Raw genomic sequence first — 21,563 nt, 5'->3', positions numbered from 1 at the left:
GGGCAGTTTGCGGGGCGGGGCCTGGGTTGATCATGATGAAATTTAATAAGCTCCTGGCGTTGCGAGTGCTGAAAGAGGTAGGAGAAGAGGCCCTTAGTGAACTTGTAAATAACTTGCGGATGCTGGTTCAACAGTCGGCCCAACTAGTTTTTCGCCAAACCCTAATCGTTTCCTACAAAAATGGGCGGAGATTATTAAAAGAAATTCTATTAGACCCTGATGGAAGAGGAAAAGTATTCCGAGATGCATTAGGAATTAACGCCAGCAGAGTTAAGGAGTGGGGCGAGAAAGGAACTAAGCCCTGGACTTTTGCCCTTGCTTTAGATAATTGGATTGAATCAATCAAAAACCCAGCTATCGAAAATTTTACCGAGGAATTAATTGAAGAATTTTTTGATAGTTGCTCGGAAGCTTTCTATGTAATAGCTAACACTGCTGACCAATACATGCTGGAACAGAAGCTTAGCCAAACCACATTGTTAGGCGATCAAGAATTTGTAGAGATTACACCCAATCGAGACTATGAAGAAGAAAAAATAATTATTGCCGGGCCAGCAGAATTGATTAAGCCCACCATTGTCCAGACCTTGGCCCAGCACCAATTACTAGAGGAACGTGATCTGGGGATGTGGGTAGGGGAACCTGTGAGACAGAATATAACCGGATCTCCCTTGCCGATTATGCTCCGAGTAATTTTGAGCGATCGCGAAGGGGTTTTAAGTGGAGCTAAACGAGTCCAAATCACTATTCCAGATGTGAGACGGGAGAAGCTGGGCTGGAATGAAATTAAATCAGCAGTAGGAGGAATAAATGGTTATATGTGGGGAGAATGGAAAACAAGTGCTCGTTTAGATGGGGGCCGAGAAATAAGCGTTTATACGGCATCAGAGGACGAGGGGCTAGACATGGTAGCCAAACTAGCCGTATTTAGTAACCAAGAAATTATAGGAATTACTTCAGTTAGAGAGCGTAGGGAAGGCGCAAGGAAAAGACTAGATGCTTTGCGAAAAAAACCAACAAGAATTTACCCCTACGGGTTTACCATCCTGAACCAGCAAAAAGTAATCAATGAAGAAGCAGGGACAGCAACTCTGTCAGGGGTTTACCAGCGGCGCAAAACTTCCCTTATTCCTCTGTGGACAGACGCTCAACCAGCCGGATATTCAGAGTTAGTTGCAGAATTGTTTAGGTCGCCGGGGGCAGACGGATAAGCTCGCAAAATTCAATTATTCTCCCTTTTTTAAATCAAGGGGGAACCAGGGGTTAGCTAACAGCCAGAATCTCTCCCTTTCAATTTCGGTGCGTACCTTTTGCTCTGACCAACCAAATTCCCGGGCCACGTTCCTAATTAGGTCTTTGCGCGGTTCATAGACGTATATCTTTCCATAACGCCATTTTTTGCGGCGCATACAAAGGCGAGTCTTGCGGGAACTGCGGGCGTAGATTGGTACAAGGCTAGATAATGTCATGGGGCAGAACCATCATGTAACCCCTAGGGGTTGTACGATCTCCAATTATCTCCAATTTGCCCATAGTACGGGGTCTGACTGGCTAGGATCGCCTTATTAACTCAAATAGATGTAGGTAACCCTATGCCGTTATCAACCAGGGGGCGCAAACGTGATGTGCCCATGGCCGTCAAAATCAATCCGACCCTAACTTATGGATTTTTGACTTCGGATTTATCCGCTATTCCAGGGGTTTCTGGGGCCGATTTAACCGCAATTGGGCAAGTCCCGTTGGCTGGGGTTAATGGATTGGTGGTTTTCTCTCCCCGATCGCCCAAGCCTGCTCAGTTTCGCAAAAAGATTCCATCAGGTGTACAAAGCAGTGTTACTGCCTACGGTGATGGCAGTACCGCTGGGGCTGTAAACCGGGCCGCTGGTGCGGGCTGGAAAATGAGTAAAGGAGTACGTCGGACTTCCTTTGGCAATACTCGGACGCAAACGGCGATCGCCGTGCCTGTCAGTAACGGCTTGTTGGTAAAACGGTTTGTGCCTAACAGTGACGCGGGGAACGCGGGCTTGTTGGGCTGGGATGTAACTATGTCCAGTGGAAATTTGGACAAGTTAGTTTCTGCTCCCCAGGGGGCAAAATTGGCCCTTGTGGCTCAAGTTGGTGACAATTTCACCAAAACGCTCCCCGTGGCTAGCAATAAAATTGCTGATGCTATTCAAGCGGGCTGGAAATTGGTGCGACCAGAATCAGGGTTTGAAGCAGTAGCGGCCGCTGAGTAATAGCTATGCCGATCGCCACCAGAGGACGGAAAAGGGTAATTCGGGCGGTGCGCGTCAATCAGAATCTTCATTACGGATTCAAAGGCGCGGATATAACTGCTATCCCTGGAATTTCCCAAGGCGATGCCACGGCCATAGGGCAAAAGGAAATTACTCAAGGCTTAGGCTTGGTGGTCTTTTCCCCCGATGCTCCAAGACCCGCTCAATTTACCAAGAAAATTTCCAGCGGTTTGCAACGCAGTGTTACTGCTTATGGCGATGGGTTCACCCGTCAGGCGATCGCCAGAGCCATTGGAGCCGGTTGGAAACTGAAACGCCCCGTTTTTCCGCTTGTATTAGGAATGACGAAAAAGAGCAAGGAAATAGTAGTTAGCACCACTAACAACCTATATTTTGCCTATTACGTTCCCTTAATCGACGCTACCCCCGAAAACGGAGCAACACTAGGGTGGATCGCCAACGTTGGGCCAGTGACCCTTTCTAAAACAGCCCGGGCCCCCAAAGGCGTCAAAGTCCCCCTGGTTACCAAAGATTCTCGAACTTTGCCCTGTTCTCCAGCCAAGCTAGGCAATGCCTTAGCTGATGGTTGGAAGATAACTAGAGCGGAAAGAGGCCTCGCTAGCCTTACCTAATGCCATGCCTGGACTAATTCTCACCCCTGGTGATCCTGGATTTGACGAAATTCTTTACACTTCACCCCCACCCGACGTTAAGCCCACCGATAACACCTTCTGTTATGTGGTGGGAGCCGATGGCATCCCTAGATCCATCACTGGCGATCGGGAATTAGAGGACTTTCTTTATGGGGGGGAATACGAGTTGATGATGCAAACCTACGGAGAACCTGAAGACTGGGAATTAGAGGAATGGTAAATGACTACTGATTACGCCGGGGAGTGGATTTACAAAGGGACAGTAACCCCAAGGTTTGACCAATGGACTCAATTTCCCTTTGCTTCCAATGATGGCAATTCAATTATTAGAATCACCGGACTAGGAGCCAACCCCGAAAAAATTATTAGTTATGGTCATTTACGCGTGGTTTACGATGTAGGTAACTTAAACCATTCTCCCTGGAGGCGTTTTTACTTCTCGGAAACACCGCAAATAATTAACCTTTACACCCCAGAGGAAGTCCTGATCAATCCAACCGTTATTCGCCATTTCCAAGTTAAGAAAACCTTAAAACGAGCATGGCGTAGGATAGGGACAGTACAGGATGAAGCCTGGGCAGTGAGCCTAGAAGGGTTAGCTCAAACAAATTTACCCGCCGACGTTTTATCAGCTTTAGACGGTAGCCCCGCCAGAGTTATAAACGCCGGAGGGTCAGGAAATATCGTAATTGTTTTAACTGCAACAGAGGAAAATACAAATGGCTAAGCCGTTACCAACTGATTTGTTTCCCGGTTTTGAACTTCTTGAAACCACGGATACCCCCACCGCCCCAAGCATTGCAATTCCCCTTTCTGCTTTAGAAGGATTAACCGCTATGGAAGCAGATCCGGCTACGGGGGATGGGCGGGAAGTTATGCTTTCCCTTCTTAGTGCGCTCCATGTGAACTACACTACCTTGCCCACTCCGTCGGCACGGATGCAGGTAACTCGCGGGGAAGCCATCACCGGAGACACCACCCGCCGGGTGGACTTTAACGTTTCCATTGCTGTTCAAATTCCCACCAGCACCTATCAAGTTCTGGCCGAACCTGCCTAATTAACTCCCCAATAGCACCATGGCTTTAATTCCTTCCCTAAAAACGGAGAGCTAACTTTTTATGATTACTTACCTTTCAGTTTTCCCCAATTCGGTGGGAGCAGGGGTTGGGAATGGTGTTCCGGCGGGGCTTTGGATTGGAGCCAATGACTTGATTGGGTTGGAATCGGCAGAATTATCTGATACAGGGGCAATTTTAGAGGGCAAGCTTGCCTATGCCCTCCTAAATTCCCTTTACGAAGCCATGATGCAAACCACCCCATTAGGTTTTCCAGAACCTACTAAGCTTCAACCTTTTGGGGTTGGAATTAATAAATTTACCGAGGGGGTGACCTTTGGAATACTGCGAATGCTGGATATTCGGAATGGCTCTGTTCAGCTTCCCCCTGCTCCTACCTTTGGGAGTAATTTGGGGGTTGGGAAAATTACCTTTGAAGATATTTGGCCAGCATCCTCCTTAGTAGCCAGTGAAGGAGCAGTTGCTAATCCTGGGGTGATTATTCCCAATAGTGTAATCACCAGCTATGGGGGGACTGTTCCCAGCACTGTTTCTGACGATGCCCGGGAATGGGTAGCCGCTTTGATTGTGTTTCTAATCCATCGCATTGGGATTAGAACCGCTTCCACCGCCAGTGCCATAACCAGAAGAACAGATCCTTTGGCAGTTAGACCGACGGGACTAAGCGTTCCCCAGGAATATTACGACGCTGGGAATCCCACCGCAGGAATAACCAGTTCTGATCTGCCTTTTCTCCGATTAATTAGAGAAACCTATTCCATTGAGTACGAAGTTTTGGTTAATCCTGACACTCAAACCTTTGAAGTAAACATCGCCACGACCTAGCCATGGATGAAAAACAGCAAGAACACCACCGCCAAAGCGATGAGTGGGTCAAGACTTCGTTGATCGCCACTGTGGTCACCGTCGTAATTGGGGTAATCGGCTTCAGTATTCAGATCAATAACCTCACCAGGGCGTACGAGCAGAGACAGACTACGGTAGAAGTCAAGCTCCAAAGCCTTTTAGAGGATATGGCGGAGGTGAAACAAAACGTTAAATGATTAACTCCATTTTCCCGGTGGTTCACCCCGTCAGCCTGGACAAGCTAACCCAATCAGATTTGCTCCAATTACAGAAATGGCTATTGGCGGCAAAATTTTCCCCAGGGCCGTTGGATGGAGATCTGGGCCCACGGACGATAGAAGCTTGGGCACAGTTTAAAGAATCGGTGCATCTTCACGACCCCGACCAAATTGATTTGATTGGCCCCAGCAGTTATTCAGCCCTGAAAGCGGCGGTTAAAAAGCAAGAAGAGGGCAGATACCACGATTTCAGCACTAAACAAGGCGTTATTGACGCTATTCGCTGGGAATGTAACCAGCACGGGCTTATCCACCGCAACCAACAAGCTTATGTCCTGGCAACTACTCAGCATGAAACAGCTTCAACTTTTCGCCCTTTGGAGGAGTACGGCAAGGGCAAAGGAAGGAGCTACGGCAGGCCCGACCCCCAGACCGGCAAAACTTACTACGGCAGAGGATTTGTACAGCTCACCTGGAAAAGCAACTATGCCCGCTATGGAAAAATCCTGGGTATCGATTTGGTCAATAAACCAGAGCTGGCATGTGAACCTAATGTTGCGTTGTTCATCCTGGTTCATGGAATGAGACACGGCAAATTCACCGGCCGCAGTTTGCCAGAGTTTGTTAACGCCACTAAATCGGATTTCTATAATGCCCGTCGGGTGGTGAACGGTATGGACAGGGCTGGGGCGATCGCCCAATTAGCGAGGCAATACCTGTGAGAGATTTAGATCCAGAATGGGCCAGTCTGGCCATGATTGGCATTGGGGTTGTCTTAGCGGTGGCCACTGTGTTTTTACCCATTGAGCGATCAGAAGCTTTGATGGGCATGGCCAATTTTTTGGCCGGAATGGGGGCCAGGGGACTAGGAACCGCCATTGAATCCCATTACCGTGATGGCAGGGAAGACTAATTTATGGCAGTTTTATGGCAGTTTATGTCATATGTCAGTTTTGCCATAATCCACCCATGGTGTTTAGGGGCTGAAACGCCCACCATATAAGGGGTTTTGATATGCCAGGAGGCGGACTTGAACCGCCGACACGAGGATTTTCAGTCCACTGCTCTACCAACTGAGCTATCCCGGCTTTTTTAGTGCATTAACAACATACCAAGAAGTATCACCCTTGACAAGCTCTTTGGTTAAATCCCCTCGCCGTGGTATTGACTACCCCGATCGCCAGCCGTTATGGGAGTGTGGCAAAATAGAGGGCGGACAATCCCTCAACAGAGAAACAAACAGTGATGCAGATCCGTGGAACCGACTACACAGCTTTGACTTGGCAGGGGGATGCCCTGGCCCTAGGATTTTTTGAAAATGCGACGGAAATCAGCGGTGATCTGGCCCAATTGGACGATCGCCTGGAGGGAGTGTTGCGGGAATTAATAGAGGAAAAGGAGTTCAAAGGTAAAGCGGGACAAAAGTTAGTGGCCCGGGTGGGCAGTAAAACCCCAGTTAAAAAGCTAATCCTGGTGGGACTGGGGGAAATCGAAAAATTTAACAGCCAGGTTTTAGCAGATGGGGCGGCGGCGATCGCCCGGTTAGCAAAGACGGAAAAGGTTAAAACCCTGGGGATTAGTTTGCCCCAACGGGAGCATGATCCAGCGGCCACAGCGGCTATTTTAACGGAAGGAATTTTGTTGGCTCTGCATCAGGACAATCGTTTCAAATCCGATCCTGAAGATAAGGAAATTAAGCTCACCACAGTGGAATTGTTAGGGCTAGGGGAGCAGGCAACGGCCATTAGCAAGGCGGAAAAAATTGTCTCTGGGGTCATTCTGGCCCGGGAAATGGTGGCGGCGCCGGCCAATGAAGTCACCCCCCTTACCTTTACGACAATTGCCACGGAGTTAGCCCAAACCTATGGCTTGGAGTTGGAAGTGCTGGGGCAGTCGGAATGCGAAGCCCTGGGCATGGGGGCATTTCTGGGGGTAGCAAAAGCCTCCGATTTACCGCCCCAATTTATCCACCTCACCTATCGCCCTGCTAACCCGACTAAAAAGCTGGCCATTGTCGGGAAAAGTCTGACCTTTGACTCTGGCGGCTTGAACATTAAAGGGGCCGGCAGTGGTATTGAAACGATGAAAATGGATATGGGGGGCGGCGGTGCTACCCTGGGGGCGGCCAAGGCGATCGCCCAGTTAAAGCCCAATGTGGAAGTACATTTCATCTGTGCGGCCACGGAAAATATGATCAGCGGTAAGGCGATGCACCCAGGGGATATTCTCACTGCGTCCAACGGCAAAACCATTGAGGTGAATAACACCGATGCGGAAGGTCGTCTCACCCTGGCCGATGCCCTGGTATTTGCAGAAAAATTAGGCGTAGAGGCGATCGTTGATCTGGCCACCTTAACCGGGGCTTGCATTGTGGCCCTGGGGGATGACATTGGCGGTCTGTGGAGTCCCAACCAAGAGTTGGCCGATCAACTGAAAACGGCGGCGGATAAGGCGGGGGAAAAGTTCTGGCAAATGCCCATGGAAGCCAAATATTTTGAAGGTCTCAAATCCCCCATTGCTGATATGAAAAATACGGGGCCTCGGGCTGGTGGTTCCATTACGGCGGCGCTATTTTTGCAACAGTTCATCAAGGAAACCCCCTGGGCCCATTTGGACATTGCGGGCCCGGTATGGACGGATAAACAAAATGGGGTACATAATGCCGGTGCCACGGGTTATCCGGTGCGGACCCTGGTGCAATGGGTATTGGGATTAGTGGAATAGTCCCTCAGTGGGTCAAGTTATCTATGTACAATGAAACGCCAATCTGTCCTGCAATTACTGAATCAAAGTAAGCCAGATTTACAATCTCGTTTTGGTGTTACCCAGTTGGCACTGTTTGGTTCCACTGCAAGGGATGAAGCTGGTCTCCACAGTGATGTAGATATTCTCGTCAGCTTTGATGGGCCTGCCACATCCCACCGGTATTTCGGAGTCCAGTTTTATCTAGAAGACTTATTAGGTTGTGCCGTGGACTTGGTAACAGAAAAGGCCCTCAGACCAGAATTACGCCCCTACATCGAACAGGAAAAAATAGATGTCTAAATTTCCTAACCGGGAATGGCATTTCTACATTGATGACATGATTTGCTTTGCTAGAAAGGTGCTGGCCTACACCACAGAAATAGACCAGGAAACCTTTATCGCCAGTGAAATGAACTATGATGCTACTCTACGAAATCTAGAACTAATTGGCGAGGCGGCCACCCATATTCCTAACGAGATACAAGCCACACACCCAGAGGTCCCCTGGCGACAGATCATTGCCACCCGCAATCGTCTTATTCACGGTTATTTGGGCATTGATAACGACACCGTCTGGAGCATTATTCGGGACAATATTCCCAAATTGTTATCCCAGCTTGAAACAATTCAGACAGAAATCGATAATTGCTAAATTGAACACGGGAGGTTGACCTAAGCCAATCAGCATTGGTGGGTTTGGATCGGGAGACAACCATGTTAGTCGGCCAGTCGTCCCGATAGTCTTGGAATTGATGTTGGAGTTAGGTTGGAGTTAGGCGTAAATTTTCTTTACTAATCTTTATATTTGCATTTGGCCAGCGAATCTATGATGGCCGTCAAGAAGCCATAGCTATATGTTGCATCATGCCTAACTCCTACTGATGGTCTCTGTTCTTGAATATAAGTGATGGATTAAGAAGGAGGATTCAACAATGAAATGCTGGTGTTGTAGAGCCAAAATGCGGCGGGGAACTGCACCTTTTTTTGTTGAACGAAATGGTTACCGTGTGTCTTGGGACAATATTCCTGCCTGGGTTTGCGACCAGTGCGGTGAGGTTTTGTTTGAAGCACGGGAAGTTGATTTAATCCAAGAGGCATTAGCTAATTTGGATCGAGAGACAACCATGTTAGTCGGTCAGTCGTCCCGATAGTCTGTTGGAGTTAGACGTAAATTTTCTTTACTAATCTTTATATTCGCCTTTGGTGAGTGAACCTATGATGGTTCCCAGGAGGGCATGGTTTGTTTAGTACCTTTGCCTGTTTTCTGTGAAAGCCTATGTTTTTGTCGTCCTGGAAGAGTTTAGAAGGAAAATGTCTGGACAGAAGCTATGTCCTACAGACCTTGCTAGACACTGGGGGCTTTGGCGCAGTCTTTCTGGCAGAATGCCTTGATGAGCCGGCGATCGGGCATAGCGTATGTGATGGACTACGAGCGACAGCGGGGCTGGATACCGGATGATGTGAAAGTTGCAGGACGGCAGCGACTTTGATATTCGCAGTGTGAGCCCAATGGATAATGCATCTCAGATAAACCTTGTCAGACGGATTGAGGTGAAAAGGCAGTCCTCGGTGGGGAAGTCGGTTTCCCTAACGAAGAATGAATGGCAGAGGACTAAACAATTGACAGAGTCCTATTAGCTTTACGTAGTTTAGAGCTGTAATACTGGGAATCTTAAGTTGATTACCATTCAAAATTTGGCTCGTAATTTGGGTAAGGAGGTCAAGCAAGTAACTCGCTATGTGATTGATGGGGAAACTTTGCAAAGGTCAGCCGAATTATAGCAATAATAGGGAGGATTGATTAATGGCTACTGGTAAAATCCTATGGTTTGGTGGAAAAAATGGTAAGACAGGCCAAGTCAATGACTTTGGTTATATTTCTGTTGATAATCAAGAAGAAGACGTAAAAGTTTTTAGAGACGATGTTCCTGTTGAATTACAAGATATCTTTAAAAAAGATAGGAAAAAAGGGAAGGGATATCCTGTTGAATTTGATATTCAAGATTTCAGAGAAGGAAAAAAATTAAAGAAAAAAGCGGTTAATGTTAAATCCATTTCTAAATTTGGTTTTTTCGTTTCTCTAACAGAAATTATTTCGCAAGATAATATTCATTACACTATAAAGAAAATAGAGACATCTAATAAAGGGAAAATTGTTCAATTTCTTACAAAAGATGATGATGTAAATATTTTAAAAAAAGTAAATAGTGATGAAATTCCTAAAGAAATCATTAGGGCATTTTGTGACAGTACTAACTACCAGGTTGTAAAAAATTTCATCAGTCATTATTTCTCAATGGTTACTGATGTAGATGCCGCTAAATATGTTCTCAATAAAATCAATGTTTTAAATACCCAAGAAACTTTAGAGATTTTTACGTTGATTTATACAGATTATCAACACCTCTTTCTGATTTCTGATGAGCTTCGACAAAAACTTAAAGAGTTAAGTCTTGCAAGATATACTCAGTTGATTGAAAAGAATTTATGGTCTTTTGATGAAGACACTCAAAGTAAGCTATGGGCAGAGTTTGTAGATATAATTCATTTTTCAGATGAGTCTAGTGTTATTTTTGAGCTTCTTCAATTTTATTTGAGTAATGTTGAAACCCAAGATGCTATTAAATTCATTGTGGATAAAATAGCGATTTTAGAACAGAGCAAGATTAAAGAATTTCTTGATAAGTCATTTAAGTATAATAAAAAAGTATTTCTGGAAAGTCAAATCTTACATTCTTATTTAAGAGAGTATAATTTTAGTCAGTATTTGAAAATTATTAAACAAATCTTAGAGCTGAATAATCAATCGTTACATCAAAGTACAATCCGAGATTTGATCGAATTTTTATCTAACTGTTCTGAATCAGAGCAAGCTCTTATTTGGCGTACAATTTCTTATCTAGAAAATAGCTTAGAATATCATGGCTACCTCTGGGATATTGCCCCCCTAGAATATAAGCAGAAAGTGATTAGGAAAAAATATGCTGAATTTTTTGCTCTGGTAGAAGAATTCAAAAATTCTAGCTATCCCTACAGTCAATATATTAGTAAAAATTATAAAGAGCTATATAATTTTGATAACAATGATCAAGAATTAGCAAAAAAATGGGGAAATAGTACAAATAGTGACTTTATGAAAGCTAAAATGCTCTCTGCTAGAGGAGCAGAAAAATTAGTTCAATATTTCTATCAAAATTTAGGATCTAACGTAGAAGATATTGCTGCCCATCAAATAGATAGTAAAAGCGAGCTTTGGCGACAAGCCGATATTTTTATTGATGACGGTAATTCACAAATATTGATTGATGTAAAAAACGCTCGCCAGAATGTTAACTCCAGCGTTTATTCGGAATTTTGTATTCCTAAATTTAAGGAGGAACGAGGTCAAAATGTTGTGATTGCAGGAGTTTTATCTCCCTATCTTCAATTAAAATTTATGAATAATAATGGTGCCAATTTTCGCATAGACAACCCTAAATACTTAGGAGAATTAAATTATTCTCAATTACAAAGTCTTACTAAAACTTTTAGTGACAGTGTTGTTAGATTAGATATGACAAGAGGATTTGATCCTAAAAGTTATTTAGCGCCTTGGCTTTTTGATTACAATGCTAAATTTTACAAAGAACAAATTAATACTGCTAATAAGTTAAAAAACTTACTAGATGATAAAATTCCTTCTTATGAAGATATAAAAATTCTTAATAAAAGCCTCTATACTTGTATTTCATTGTTTATCTATGCCAATAAGGGTATTCCTTTAACATGGCAGAAAAGAATTCCTTTGTGGGCAAGACAATTTTTGAAATTACTATATCGTCAAGATAATAGTTTATTGAAATTGCCCCAAGTTTATTTGTCAATTCTTAAACATTTTTTGATGATGCTTTCTTCTTCTGAAAACAATTATAACCCAGCGAAAATTTCATGTTTGCTAGGAGATCGAAATAATCCTATAAAAATATACGATCCTTTAGGCATAATTAATGACTTTTGCCAAACACTAGATATTGTATGGAATAATCGTCAAGAAGCTCGTTTATCAGATTTTAAAATTTTCAAATTTAATGGAAAAGGTCTTCTTTCTGGAAAATGTTCTGATTCAGACTTGAAAGAAACAACAATATTAGCTTACTGTGGAGGAGAAATAGAAGGGAAGGGTGCTTGTGGAAAATCCCCTTTAATTTTAGGTAGAGAACGGACATGTTCTGTTTGTAAAAAATTAATCTGTCCTGGGACTAATGATAATTATTGTGGATTTTGCTCTTATAAAGATTGGTATAATAAAATTCTTTGTGACGAAGCAATTAATCGCAAAAGAAAACATCGACAAAATCTTGATTCACTTTGAAACAATTTTCAGACTGTGATTGACGTGCCTCCGGTTTTCACAGCCCTGGGAGGAAATTGGATAATATCCATTGTTGCCGAAGCTTTACTGAGTTAATTTAAGGGGCAGAATGCAGAGGCTACGCATCTAAATTCTCAAACCTTTATTTGGCATGGGTTCTGAGATTTCGTATAAAATTACGGTAATCTCTGAAAACCTTGTCTAGTCTGCCTTTTGTAAATTAGATGCGTAGCCCCTGGGATTTAACCCTCTCCCTAGCCGATATTTACGCCACCGTTAACCTGTCCGCAGTACGCTGATGGTTGCCGATCGCCTTTTGCCTGAATTTCTGTAATTAGGCATTCGCTAAAACTATCGATTGCTAAGATTAGTGGCCCAGATGCTATCGAACCTAAGTTTTTTCGAGTAACTGGGCAAAGTTCAAATCCTCTGATGCGAGAACAAAGAGAGTTGGGGGAAGGTGCTGGGTACGCCCATGGAGTTGCTGATAATAGTTTGCGTAGGAACTATCAGAAGAATCAGCAAACATTGGGTCATCGGGTTTAGCTAATCCAAGTAAAACAAAGTCTGCATCCTGGGAAGATTCCAAGAGAATGTCAGCAAAGGGCTTACCCTCAGCGTTGATAATTTGAGGTGTGGCTCCGATGCGTAAACGTTGAACCAAGGCAACCAAGTTGGACTCGGCTGACTGCATGGCATTGAGATTCGGTACGACTAGCTTCAGGCAAATTTCTGTGTTATGCCACTGCCAACTATTGCGGAGGAGATAGGCCAAAATCAGCATTAAGCCACCATTTGATTGCAATCCGCCCCACCAGACATCGATCCGTTTGGGCGCGTGAAGTTTGTCGGGGGTAACTAGGACACTTTCTAGGGGAAATTTTTCCGATCGCCGATGGTTTGTTCCGTCCCGCAAAATAATCACGTTGCGCTGACTCTGATGACAGAAGGTTAAAAATTGACAATAGCGGTCTATTTGTAATTCATTGGGATGGCCAATTAGTACGGTATTAGGAATCAGGGGGCCAAGGCCATAGGTTTCCACCAATTGTTCCATGCCTTCATAGAGGTCGGGGGCAGTTTTAACCCGAAAAAATGCTTGGATATTGGCCTGGTCTAGGTCTGCTTGGGCGATCGCCGTCAGGTTATCCTGGCGTTGGGGATTGCTAACATCAAGGGGCAAAATATTAAAAATTGAGACCAAGCCACGGTTATGGGTTAATGCCGCCGCCAATTCAACTAAATGCCAGCGTTTAAGATGATTACCTGCAAATACCAACAGGTGAGGTCGCCAGTTTTTGGGATCGGGGATGGTGGTCATATTCATCAGCCCACTCCGCACCAACGTCATCCACATACCTTGGCGCACATCTCCCCAGGTACAGGCCAGTTCCTGCCGTTCTAGCCATAAATAAACTCCCAGAACAACCACGGCGGCCAAAATAGTGGCGGTGATATTAATTAAAAACATGACCCCAATACAGCCCACTGCTCCTGCTAGGGAAAAGCCCCAATGGACTTTAAAACTAGGGCGGAAAGAAGGACTTTGTAAGAAGCCCTCGACCCCGGCGGCAATGTTTAACACCATGTAAGTGGTCAAGAAAAACATGGTCAGAATGGGGGCCAGGAGATTCAAATCCCCAATGCCCACGGCGGCCAAGGCAATGCCCAACGTAAATAGGGTTCCGAGGCGGGGTTCATCCTCCGCTCCTTCCCCCCGGCCCAACCACCGTAGGGGAGAGGGAAGAATACTGTCCCGGGCCAGGGCCTGGAGAATACGGGGAGCGCCCATAATACTGCCGATGGCACTGGAGAGGGTTGCGCCCCAAACCCCCAGTAAAACACTGTCTCCCCAGAGGGCAATGCGCCGCATCACTAAGGGATCGTTTAATAACGTGATCGGATCAGCCCGGAAATAAAGAATGACGGGAATAATTAAATAAATGCCGTACCCCGTGGCGATCGCCGCCAATGTGCCCCAGGGAATTGATTTTTGGGGATCTCGCAAGTCCCCCGACATATTGACCCCGGCCATAATGCCCGTGACCGCCGGAAAAAAGACTGCTAAGACGGCCCAAAATCCAGCACTGTGGGGTTCAATCTCCACGGTTCCTGTATAAGGCGCCGCCGGATGGCCAAAAACTAAACACATTAGCGATATGGCGATCGCCGCCATGATCACATATTGGGCCCGGATCGCAATCTGAGCAGATTTTAAAGCTAGTAGGGTCACCCCGATGGTGGTAATGGCGGCCACTAGGGTTAAATTCCAACCCGGCATCACCCGCACTACACTTTCCGCAAAACCTAAAGTGTATAAAGCCACGGAAAAAGCTTGGGCAAAATAGAGGGGAACCCCCACCGCTCCACCGGTTTCAATGCCGAGGGAGCGACTGATCATGTAGTAAGCCCCCCCTGCCTTAACCACTTGATCGGTGGCGATCACCGCAATGGACAGCCCTGTTAAAAAGGTAATGGCGGTGGACAGGGTAACAATGAGCAAAGTTTGCCATAGACCCACCTGGCCCAGCACCCAACCAAAGCGTAAATACATGATCACGCCGAGGATGGTCAAAATCGACGGGGTAAAAACCCCACCAAAAGTACCCAAACCAGTTTTGGTAAGACTGGATTTGTTATCGACGCTGGAACCCGATAGAGAAGTGTGTTGTGACATTCATTACCGCTAAAGCAGATTTAACCTAATTTTGGGATTTGACCATAGACGGCAAAACAGTTGGGATCGGCGATCGCCCTTTGCCTGAACCTTTGTAATTAGGTTTTTGCTAAAAGTGACAATTATAGAGTCAGTGGCCTAGATGCTGTGGCGCCAACGGTGGATGACTCGGCGGAACAAGACTCTCCCGCGCAGGGATTTACTTCCACGATTACATGGGCTAACGCAGAAATATGACTTAGTTGTTGTTTATAGTATTCCGGGCTTTGGGGAAAGTGAGTGACTAAAGCAATGGTGGCCGCTAGATAATTCTCATTCAGATACCAAACATGGAGATCCGTAACCCGGTTATCGCTGTCAGTTTCCAGGGCGGTGAGAATTTCTAATTGAATTTTTTTATCCACTGAACCATCCAGGAGAATGGCACTGGTGTCCTGCACTAAGCCATAGGCCCATCTGACAATCACCGCCGCTCCCACTAGTCCCATGGCCGCATCTAGCCAAATCCAACCCCAAAACTTACCGGCCACTAGGGCAATGATGGCCAGGACGGAAGTTAGGGCATCGGCCAGCACATGGAAATAGGCCGCCCGGAGATTATGGTCTTGGTGTCCATGGCCATGGTGATGAGCATCGTGGTGGTGCCCATGGTGGTGATGGTCGTCATGGTCTTGTAACAGCCAGGCGCTAGCCAGATTAACCAACAGTCCCAAAATGGCCACGGCGATCGCCTCGGAAAATTGAATGCCATGGGGGTCAAAAAAACGACCAACGGACTCAAATGCCATCATAAAAGCCACTACCCCTAGGGCCACCGCACTGGCGAATCCTCCTAAGACACTAACTTTGCCGGTGCCATAGGTATATTGGGGATTACTGGCATGGCGACGGGCATATTGATAGGCGAACAAAGTGATACCAAAGGCCGCAACATGGGTGGCCATGTGCCAACCGTCCGCCAATAGGGCCATGGAACCAAACACAGTGCCCGCAATGATTTCCGCCACCATGGTGACAGCGGTGAGCACCATAACAATTTTGGTGTTTTTTTCGGCGGGACTTTGGTGTTGGTTGGCAAAATTATGAGAATGTTGCCAAGACTCTAGGCTGTGGAAATGCATAGTTAATCAACCTGGTTCAAGGTCAAGTCTGATTATGCCATGGAAAAAAACGAGAATTTAGCGATCAATAAAAATGTCCTATTCTCTGCCGAGGGAGAGAAAAAAACAGCATTATCGAGCCTTGCTCAGCAATAGATACAATGGATACGAGCCCAGAGTGGGTTTGACTGGTCCCCGGTTTCCCCAACCCTGGAGGAATGCTACATCACGCCCATCGTTGCCGGAGCTTGGGTGGGTTGATCTCGGAGCCAGCATCAGACTTTGCCAAGCGGTTCTCAATTATTTTTCCTAATTTTTCCATGGCCAACGCTACTTTACCCCCCAACCTTGCAAAGATTGTCGAACGTTTTCAACGGCACACTGAACCCAAAAAACGTTACGAGCAGTTGTTGTGGTACGGCAAGAAGTTGGAACCCATGCCGGAGGAAGCAAAAATTCCCGCCAATAAGGTGCAGGGCTGTGTGTCCCAAGTTTTTATCACCGCTGATCTCGAAGATGGCAAAGTAATCTACCAGGGGGATTCCGATGCCCAATTGGTCAAGGGTTTGGTGGCGTTACTGATCCAAGGTTTGAACGGTTTAAGCCCCCAGGAAATTGTCGAGTTAACCCCGGATTTCATCGAAGCAACGGGCTTACAGGTGAGCCTTACCCCCAGTCGGGCCAATGGTTTTTACAACATTTTTAAGATGATGCAAACTAAGGCGATCGCCTTTCAGTTGGGTCAGTCCTATGGGGAAAGTTGAGGCACCGCAATTTTTCTTAGGTATAGACTTTGGTACGTCCGGGGCCAGGGCGGCAGTGATTGATGCCAAGCAAGAGTTAATTTGGCAGGAAAAAGCCCAGTTCCCACAGGTTCCCGGCCCACAATTACCCACCGTCTGGCGGCAAAGTTTATTTTCCCTTCTTGAACAAATTCCCACTGAACTAAGAAGTCAAATCCAGGCGATCGCCATTGATGGCACCTCTTCCACTGTTTTACTGTTGGATGGCCAGGGCAAGGTTTTAATGGAACCGCTTTTGTATAACGATGACCGGGGCCGGGAGGTTAAGCATTTACTGTCAGCCATGGCCCCGGCGGATCATTTGGTGCAAAGTGCCACTTCTAGCCTGGCCAAATTGCTTTGGTATGGCCAACAATCGGAATTTCAGCAAGCTCGTTACTTTTGTCACCAGGCGGATTGGCTAGCAAGTTTGCTCCACGGTGGCAGACCGATTAGCGATTATCACAATGCCCTCAAACTGGGCTACGACCCCGAAACTTTAACCTATCCTGATTGGTTAAAAAATGCCCCTTGGTTTTCCCTATTGCCCCCAGTTACCATTCCCGGCACGGCGATCGCCTCTTTGTCATCTTCTGTGGTTAATTCCTACAAATTTCCCCCCACTTGTCAGGTTTGCAGTGGCACCACGGACAGTATTGCGGCTTTTTTAGCCAGTGGCGCAACACAACCAGGAGAAGCGGTCACTTCCCTAGGTTCCACTTTGGTGCTGAAGTTGTTGAGCGCCAAACCAGTGACGGATTTGGCCAGCGGTGTTTATAGCCATCGTTTGGGCAATTTGTGGTTAACAGGAGGAGCTTCCAATGCTGGGGGAGCGGTGTTGCAACACTTTTTTTCCCTGGAGCAGTTAAGGGAATTAAGCCCAAAAATTGACCCCCATCAACCCAGTGGTTTAGATTACTATCCGCTTTTGCAACCGGGGGAAAGATTTCCCATTAATGACCCTAATTTATTACCCCGATTGGAGCCTAGGCCGGGTGATGATGTTACCTTTCTACAAGGTTTATTGGAAGGTTTGACCCGCATTGAAGCCCGGGGATATGCCAAGTTACAAGCCTTGGGGGCAACGCCACTAACAAAGGTATTGACGGCTGGGGGTGGGGCAGAAAATTTAATTTGGCAAACTATTCGGCAAAATTTGCTCCAGGTTCCGGTGCAAAAATCTATTCAGTCGGAGGCGGCCTATGGTTCTGCTTGCCTGGCCAGAAGCGGTATTGTTACTGCTGGTTTTTCTTAATTTGCTTTTTGGCTAGTTTGAATGCTTCAGAAAAAACTGTTGTGGTAATTTCTTGCTTTACTTGTATATCTAAAGGAACTGGTTCTTCTTTTTTGAAAATTTCTTTGACAAAATAAACAAAACCAATTGCGCCAAGAACAATTAGGATAATTCCTAGGAATTTGCCCCAGAAAATGTATAGCAAAACTCTATAAATAAACACAATAAAGCCACTGTTTCCTCCATAACCAGCATAGCCACCTTCATGTTTGAAAAATTCAGGAAAGCAAAAAGCGAGAATACCAATACTGATTAAAACTATAGAGGGAAGGGCTATCCATGTTAATTTTTCTTTCATATAAGCTTAAGTGGGTATTAGGGTAAATTACAATTAATGGTGATTTTTTAGTAATAAAGAGAGAATCATGGGTTTAATAAATAGACTGGGACAGGCGGCAAAAGGATCTTTGCAGAAGTATGCGGAAGATTATGTAACCCTAAACACCGCTGATAAGCAGGTGATTCTAAAACCGAAGATAGTGTCATTTCTCTGCCAAAAAGCAACGGACAAGGTAGAACAATTAACCAATCTAGAGCCTGACTCCACTGAGGGATTAATTGCTACAGTTGTCCATGATAAGGTGACAGTCAAGGTTAAATTTACACCGGATAATCTAACTATCAAGGGAGATCTGGTGGAAGGTCAACTAAGGCTTTTGGAAGATCCCAAATTTGAAACTAATTCATGGGTTTATCGTTCTTTGATTGCAGGCTGGAAAGTATTCTTGGGTGGTTATATTCCCAATGATAAGTTACCGGAAGGAGTAAGAATTGAGGGCAAAAATATTTTCTATTCTTTTCCTAAAAGCCAGTTAAAATTAGTCAATTTACTTTTTAGCTCTATCAAAGATGGCTCCTGTTTAGATTTAAATTTATTAGCAGGGGAGTTAATTGCGACTGCAAATGTTGCAATTAATTGGAGCGATCTAAATATGCAAGACTTAATCAAGATGTTCAAGCCTATTTAGTCAAGTGAAAAACTTATTTGTTGTAAATCACTAATTATTTGATTTATGTTTTTAATTAAATTATTGTTTTGTTCTTGATCTTGCTCAGCTTTTTTGTCAATAGCTTTGATACGAGAATCACATTGTGAGATTAGACTATTTAGAAATTCTTGAACTGTAAGGATTTCATTATCAAAAATCTCATATCCAATTTCGTTTACTTTGTCAATATCTTCAGAAGTATTAAGAAAGTGTTCCATTCCAACTTCAAAAACTTTTTGCCGAATATTATCATCCATACCAAATATGTCCCCAATTCCCATCCCTGCTAAAGCACCACCGGCTCCCATTCCAATGATAGCCAAAATAGGGCCAGCAAATATCATTGCAGGAACAAATAGGGCTGCACCTAAACCTGTCATAAGTAGGCCAAATCCTACCCCCACATCATCTAAATTATAATTATTAAAAGAGTAATTAAATGATTCAAATAAGTTACCGCTAGATTGCCCTAAACGAATCGATTCTTGTTCTAAAGCCTTTAATTCATCTTGAACATTTTTCCTGAACTCGCGAATTGCTCTTTTGAGTATGCGGTCTTTCAAGCTTTTATTAATCCAATTATTAAATTCATGCGATAAATCTTGATTAAATTGACGTGCGTAATCAGCAATAAGTTTATCACGATTCATAAATGCTCCATATTCTGATGACCAGTTTTGAGCACGAGTTATCATTTTATCTGGTAAAAGTTCTAACCATTCATTATAGGAATCATTGATTTCCTCAATGACTTCATCTCGTATTTCATTTGCCATAAGTCGAATTTTTGTATCACGCCCAGTGATTTCTCCAATCTGGTTAATAAGTTCTTCTTTTTCACTTCCTATATTCTGAGATTGATTATTTAAAATATTAGCTAAATCATCTAAAGAAGCAATTGCTAAATTTATTAAGGAATAAATTTTATCAGAAATTCTTTTGATTTTGATGTCGCCTCTTTCGTTTCCAAGAAAACCTTCTAATGCATTAACAAAATTAGTAAATAAGGACAAATATTCATTGTCTTTATCTTCTAAAATAGCATCTAAAGTCTCTTGGGCTGAAAGATAGTGTATGCGATTTTCTCCAAAAATAAGCTGATTATTAATGAAAATATTATTAATTCTCTTTTTGACTTCTTCCCGATCACTTTCTTTGCGGAGTAAATCCCATTTGTTGACAACAACAAAAAGATTGTTAGCTGAATTTTGATTGCTACCAATATTTAACATACTAATTACATCGTTAACTACCTCTCTTTCTGATTGAGTCATAGGACGAGATGCATCTGTTAAAAATATTGCGCCATCTACCTCATTCAATAGTTGCTGGGTTATTATACTTCTTTCTGGATGTTCATTTAAACCAGGAGAATCAAGAATTTCAATACCTTGCTTACAAAGGTGCAAATTAGGATGTTCAACTACAATTTTTTCAATTGTCTGTTCAGCTAACCCTTGACTTGCATTATCTAATGCAGCTTCTTTATCCATTGATGCTTTACTTTGATAATCAGAGAATGGTATTGTTTCTGATGTCCCATCTTTGTAAAAACATATTACTTTCTTTTCGGGACCATATTTCAAAGATGTAATTGTGCCACTGCAAGGAATAGAACGAACAGGCTGAATTTCTTCACCTAACAATACGTTAAGTAATGTCGATTTACCTTGGCTGAAATCTCCAACAACGGCAATCCTGAATTCTTGTAATCTTTGAATGTCTTGCGAAATATTTTCAGCATTATTCATACACGCATTGGAAATCAAACTATCTTGATAGGCAGAATCTAAAATTGACTTTATTCTCTCAAAAGTGCCTTTAATTGAGTAAGACTTAATTTTGAACTTTTCCAATTCTTCAAAGGAATCAACTAAATTTCTTGGTAGTGGTTTAGCTTCTCTTGTTTTTTTATGTCCGGGAATTTGATCAAGTATTTGATTCGCTGCAACAACAAAAATTTCATCTAAGTGATGGAATCTGGCAGGATCAAGTAGGTTTTTGAATTCCTTGAGAATTTCAGTATCTAACTGCTCTGGATCTGTAAATAGTGACTCAAGAAATGGATAAAATTGATCATCAACTTCTAAAAAAGTTCCAATAGTTTTTAGATGTCTTTTTTCCGTTTTATCTAAATTTCCATCAGCCATAGACATTTCATAGCCTAGACTCAACAATAACAATTTATCTGATTCAGAAAAATCCTGTGTCAATATATCCAGATTATTCATGTTGTGATAAAGTCCTTGTTGTTCAACATTTTCGTTGATAAGATAGGCTAAATCACGAGCTTGACTACCTTCAGGACAAAGGTCAGCAATAGTTTTTTCTAGCCGAGCTTTTTCTTCTGCATCTACTGACTGATCTGCAAAAATTACCCCATTCAATACATACAAGACAGATGTAATAAAGATTACAGGAGGGCTAACCTCTTGTTGTGTCAATGGCTGCCCAATAATTTTGGAGATAAGATTTACAACTGGAGCGGATTGAGGAGAATCATTCATAATCGTAATGAAAACTAGTTAAGCTTGAATGGTGTCTCAATTATCAAGATTTAATGACAATATGTCATAATCTCTATGAGTTCTAAA

24 protein-coding genes, 1 tRNA gene and 1 pseudogene are annotated in these 21,563 nt (G+C 43.9%); 20 read left to right on the top strand and 6 right to left on the bottom strand.

What is annotated here, in order from left to right; genetic code table 11:
* Positions 1-1,211: pseudogene (locus IQ217_RS02410) on the top strand (hypothetical protein); the annotation flags it as partial.
* Positions 1,212-1,226: 15 nt separating this feature from the next.
* Here the strand turns inward: IQ217_RS02410 and IQ217_RS02405 are convergent.
* Positions 1,227-1,469, bottom strand: coding sequence for a hypothetical protein (locus IQ217_RS02405; RefSeq protein ID WP_144428719.1), 243 nt, complete (start codon positions 1,467-1,469; stop codon positions 1,227-1,229).
* A 123-nt stretch (positions 1,470-1,592) separates the two neighbouring features.
* On the opposite strand from IQ217_RS02405, the gene IQ217_RS02400 reads away from it, so the two are divergent.
* From IQ217_RS02400 to IQ217_RS02360, 9 genes are all read left to right on the top strand, one after another.
* Complete coding sequence (locus IQ217_RS02400; protein ID WP_194071403.1) at positions 1,593-2,237, top strand: hypothetical protein; 645 nt, start codon at positions 1,593-1,595, stop codon at positions 2,235-2,237.
* A 5-nt stretch (positions 2,238-2,242) separates the two neighbouring features.
* Complete coding sequence (locus IQ217_RS02395; RefSeq protein ID WP_194018781.1) at positions 2,243-2,869, top strand: hypothetical protein; 627 nt, start codon at positions 2,243-2,245, stop codon at positions 2,867-2,869.
* Positions 2,870-2,873: 4 nt separating this feature from the next.
* Positions 2,874-3,110 (top strand): hypothetical protein, encoded by a 237-nt coding sequence (locus tag IQ217_RS02390; RefSeq protein ID WP_194018780.1) that lies wholly within the window; start codon positions 2,874-2,876, stop codon positions 3,108-3,110.
* On the top strand, positions 3,111-3,617 hold the full coding sequence (locus IQ217_RS02385; protein ID WP_194013566.1) for a hypothetical protein: 507 nt from the start codon (positions 3,111-3,113) through the stop codon (positions 3,615-3,617).
* Positions 3,610-3,948, top strand: a complete 339-nt coding sequence (locus IQ217_RS02380; protein WP_194018779.1) for a hypothetical protein — start codon at positions 3,610-3,612, stop codon at positions 3,946-3,948. Before IQ217_RS02385 ends, IQ217_RS02380 begins: the two co-directional genes overlap by 8 nt.
* A gap of 61 nt (positions 3,949-4,009) precedes the next feature.
* A complete protein-coding gene (locus IQ217_RS02375; RefSeq protein WP_194018778.1) occupies positions 4,010-4,792 on the top strand; it encodes a hypothetical protein in 783 nt (260 codons plus the stop codon).
* Positions 4,793-4,794: 2 nt separating this feature from the next.
* Complete coding sequence (locus tag IQ217_RS02370; RefSeq protein WP_194018777.1) at positions 4,795-5,010, top strand: hypothetical protein; 216 nt, start codon at positions 4,795-4,797, stop codon at positions 5,008-5,010.
* A complete protein-coding gene (locus tag IQ217_RS02365) occupies positions 5,007-5,753 on the top strand; it encodes a glycoside hydrolase family 19 protein (protein ID WP_194018776.1) in 747 nt (248 codons plus the stop codon). The genes IQ217_RS02370 and IQ217_RS02365 overlap by 4 nt, the downstream gene beginning before the upstream one ends.
* A complete protein-coding gene (locus tag IQ217_RS02360) occupies positions 5,750-5,944 on the top strand; it encodes a hypothetical protein (RefSeq protein ID WP_194018775.1) in 195 nt (64 codons plus the stop codon). Before IQ217_RS02365 ends, IQ217_RS02360 begins: the two co-directional genes overlap by 4 nt.
* Before the next feature lie 102 nt (positions 5,945-6,046).
* Here the strand turns inward: IQ217_RS02360 and IQ217_RS02355 are convergent.
* A tRNA-Phe gene (locus IQ217_RS02355) sits at positions 6,047-6,119 on the bottom strand.
* 157 nt (positions 6,120-6,276) lie between these two features.
* Here IQ217_RS02355 and IQ217_RS02350 point away from each other — a divergent pair.
* The 7 genes from IQ217_RS02350 to IQ217_RS02320 all read left to right on the top strand — a co-directional run bounded on the left by IQ217_RS02350 (position 6,277) and on the right by IQ217_RS02320 (position 12,127).
* The gene (locus IQ217_RS02350; protein ID WP_194018774.1) at positions 6,277-7,755 is read left to right on the top strand and encodes a leucyl aminopeptidase; all 1,479 of its coding nucleotides are present in this window, start codon (positions 6,277-6,279) and stop codon (positions 7,753-7,755) included.
* A gap of 30 nt (positions 7,756-7,785) precedes the next feature.
* Positions 7,786-8,076, top strand: a complete 291-nt coding sequence (locus IQ217_RS02345; protein ID WP_190599677.1) for a nucleotidyltransferase family protein — start codon at positions 7,786-7,788, stop codon at positions 8,074-8,076.
* Positions 8,069-8,428 (top strand): HepT-like ribonuclease domain-containing protein, encoded by a 360-nt coding sequence (locus IQ217_RS02340; RefSeq protein ID WP_194018773.1) that lies wholly within the window; start codon positions 8,069-8,071, stop codon positions 8,426-8,428. Before IQ217_RS02345 ends, IQ217_RS02340 begins: the two co-directional genes overlap by 8 nt.
* A 280-nt stretch (positions 8,429-8,708) precedes the next feature.
* Positions 8,709-8,927, top strand: a complete 219-nt coding sequence (locus IQ217_RS02335; protein WP_194018772.1) for a YgiT-type zinc finger protein — start codon at positions 8,709-8,711, stop codon at positions 8,925-8,927.
* A 125-nt stretch (positions 8,928-9,052) separates the two neighbouring features.
* A complete protein-coding gene (locus IQ217_RS02330; protein WP_194018771.1) occupies positions 9,053-9,235 on the top strand; it encodes a hypothetical protein in 183 nt (60 codons plus the stop codon).
* A gap of 8 nt (positions 9,236-9,243) precedes the next feature.
* Positions 9,244-9,414, top strand: coding sequence for a protein NO VEIN domain-containing protein (locus IQ217_RS19455; protein ID WP_228023883.1), 171 nt, complete (start codon positions 9,244-9,246; stop codon positions 9,412-9,414).
* A 166-nt stretch (positions 9,415-9,580) separates the two neighbouring features.
* Positions 9,581-12,127, top strand: coding sequence for a hypothetical protein (locus tag IQ217_RS02320; protein ID WP_194018769.1), 2,547 nt, complete (start codon positions 9,581-9,583; stop codon positions 12,125-12,127).
* A gap of 391 nt (positions 12,128-12,518) precedes the next feature.
* On the opposite strand, the gene IQ217_RS02315 is transcribed toward IQ217_RS02320, so the two are convergent.
* Positions 12,519-14,804 carry an APC family permease gene (locus tag IQ217_RS02315; RefSeq protein ID WP_194018768.1) on the bottom strand — a complete coding sequence of 762 codons (2,286 nt, stop codon included), beginning with the start codon at positions 14,802-14,804 and terminating at the stop codon, positions 12,519-12,521.
* Between the two features lie 122 nt (positions 14,805-14,926).
* Entirely contained in the window at positions 14,927-15,925 is a 999-nt protein-coding gene (gene dmeF / locus IQ217_RS02310; protein WP_194018767.1) for a CDF family Co(II)/Ni(II) efflux transporter DmeF, read from the bottom strand.
* 299 nt (positions 15,926-16,224) lie between these two features.
* Here dmeF and IQ217_RS02305 point away from each other — a divergent pair, with 299 nt between their 5' ends.
* Entirely contained in the window at positions 16,225-16,668 is a 444-nt protein-coding gene (locus tag IQ217_RS02305; RefSeq protein ID WP_190599683.1) for a SufE family protein, read from the top strand.
* Positions 16,655-17,941, top strand: a complete 1,287-nt coding sequence (locus IQ217_RS02300; RefSeq protein ID WP_194018766.1) for an FGGY-family carbohydrate kinase — start codon at positions 16,655-16,657, stop codon at positions 17,939-17,941. The genes IQ217_RS02305 and IQ217_RS02300 overlap by 14 nt, the downstream gene beginning before the upstream one ends.
* Here IQ217_RS02300 and IQ217_RS02295 read toward each other — a convergent pair.
* Positions 17,922-18,278: a hypothetical protein gene (locus tag IQ217_RS02295; protein WP_194018765.1), complete on the bottom strand. Its 357-nt coding sequence runs from the start codon at positions 18,276-18,278 to the stop codon at positions 17,922-17,924. The genes IQ217_RS02300 and IQ217_RS02295 overlap by 20 nt on opposite strands.
* Before the next feature lie 67 nt (positions 18,279-18,345).
* On the opposite strand from IQ217_RS02295, the gene IQ217_RS02290 reads away from it, so the two are divergent.
* Positions 18,346-18,948 (top strand): hypothetical protein, encoded by a 603-nt coding sequence (locus IQ217_RS02290; protein ID WP_194018764.1) that lies wholly within the window; start codon positions 18,346-18,348, stop codon positions 18,946-18,948.
* Here the strand turns inward: IQ217_RS02290 and IQ217_RS02285 are convergent.
* Positions 18,945-21,476 (bottom strand): dynamin family protein, encoded by a 2,532-nt coding sequence (locus IQ217_RS02285; protein WP_194018763.1) that lies wholly within the window; start codon positions 21,474-21,476, stop codon positions 18,945-18,947. The genes IQ217_RS02290 and IQ217_RS02285 overlap by 4 nt on opposite strands.
* Between the last annotated feature and the right edge of the window lie 87 nt (positions 21,477-21,563).

Origin of the sequence: Synechocystis salina LEGE 00031 (genome assembly GCF_015207985.1) — a bacterium.
Taxonomy (GTDB): Bacteria; Cyanobacteriota; Cyanobacteriia; order Cyanobacteriales; family Microcystaceae; genus Synechocystis; species Synechocystis salina.
This window is presented reverse-complemented; position numbering and strand designations above follow the sequence as displayed.

What these genes read in the sequence shown, in the direction of transcription:
- IQ217_RS02405 (WP_144428719.1), bottom strand. Translation starts at nt 1,469, where the DNA reads ATGACATTATCTAGCCTTGTACCAATCTACGCCCGCAGTTCCCGCAAG.
- IQ217_RS02400 (WP_194071403.1), top strand. Translation starts at nt 1,593, where the DNA reads ATGCCGTTATCAACCAGGGGGCGCAAACGTGATGTGCCCATGGCCGTC.
- IQ217_RS02395 (WP_194018781.1), top strand. Translation starts at nt 2,243, where the DNA reads ATGCCGATCGCCACCAGAGGACGGAAAAGGGTAATTCGGGCGGTGCGC.
- IQ217_RS02390 (WP_194018780.1), top strand. Translation starts at nt 2,874, where the DNA reads ATGCCTGGACTAATTCTCACCCCTGGTGATCCTGGATTTGACGAAATT.
- IQ217_RS02385 (WP_194013566.1), top strand. Translation starts at nt 3,111, where the DNA reads ATGACTACTGATTACGCCGGGGAGTGGATTTACAAAGGGACAGTAACC.
- IQ217_RS02380 (WP_194018779.1), top strand. Translation starts at nt 3,610, where the DNA reads ATGGCTAAGCCGTTACCAACTGATTTGTTTCCCGGTTTTGAACTTCTT.
- IQ217_RS02375 (WP_194018778.1), top strand. Translation starts at nt 4,010, where the DNA reads ATGATTACTTACCTTTCAGTTTTCCCCAATTCGGTGGGAGCAGGGGTT.
- IQ217_RS02370 (WP_194018777.1), top strand. Translation starts at nt 4,795, where the DNA reads ATGGATGAAAAACAGCAAGAACACCACCGCCAAAGCGATGAGTGGGTC.
- IQ217_RS02365 (WP_194018776.1), top strand. Translation starts at nt 5,007, where the DNA reads ATGATTAACTCCATTTTCCCGGTGGTTCACCCCGTCAGCCTGGACAAG.
- IQ217_RS02350 (WP_194018774.1), top strand. Translation starts at nt 6,277, where the DNA reads ATGCAGATCCGTGGAACCGACTACACAGCTTTGACTTGGCAGGGGGAT.
- IQ217_RS02345 (WP_190599677.1), top strand. Translation starts at nt 7,786, where the DNA reads ATGAAACGCCAATCTGTCCTGCAATTACTGAATCAAAGTAAGCCAGAT.
- IQ217_RS02340 (WP_194018773.1), top strand. Translation starts at nt 8,069, where the DNA reads ATGTCTAAATTTCCTAACCGGGAATGGCATTTCTACATTGATGACATG.
- IQ217_RS02335 (WP_194018772.1), top strand. Translation starts at nt 8,709, where the DNA reads ATGAAATGCTGGTGTTGTAGAGCCAAAATGCGGCGGGGAACTGCACCT.
- IQ217_RS02330 (WP_194018771.1), top strand. Translation starts at nt 9,053, where the DNA reads ATGTTTTTGTCGTCCTGGAAGAGTTTAGAAGGAAAATGTCTGGACAGA.
- IQ217_RS02320 (WP_194018769.1), top strand. Translation starts at nt 9,581, where the DNA reads ATGGCTACTGGTAAAATCCTATGGTTTGGTGGAAAAAATGGTAAGACA.
- IQ217_RS02315 (WP_194018768.1), bottom strand. Translation starts at nt 14,804, where the DNA reads ATGTCACAACACACTTCTCTATCGGGTTCCAGCGTCGATAACAAATCC.
- dmeF (WP_194018767.1), bottom strand. Translation starts at nt 15,925, where the DNA reads ATGCATTTCCACAGCCTAGAGTCTTGGCAACATTCTCATAATTTTGCC.
- IQ217_RS02305 (WP_190599683.1), top strand. Translation starts at nt 16,225, where the DNA reads ATGGCCAACGCTACTTTACCCCCCAACCTTGCAAAGATTGTCGAACGT.
- IQ217_RS02300 (WP_194018766.1), top strand. Translation starts at nt 16,655, where the DNA reads ATGGGGAAAGTTGAGGCACCGCAATTTTTCTTAGGTATAGACTTTGGT.
- IQ217_RS02295 (WP_194018765.1), bottom strand. Translation starts at nt 18,278, where the DNA reads ATGAAAGAAAAATTAACATGGATAGCCCTTCCCTCTATAGTTTTAATC.
- IQ217_RS02290 (WP_194018764.1), top strand. Translation starts at nt 18,346, where the DNA reads ATGGGTTTAATAAATAGACTGGGACAGGCGGCAAAAGGATCTTTGCAG.
- IQ217_RS02285 (WP_194018763.1), bottom strand. Translation starts at nt 21,476, where the DNA reads ATGAATGATTCTCCTCAATCCGCTCCAGTTGTAAATCTTATCTCCAAA.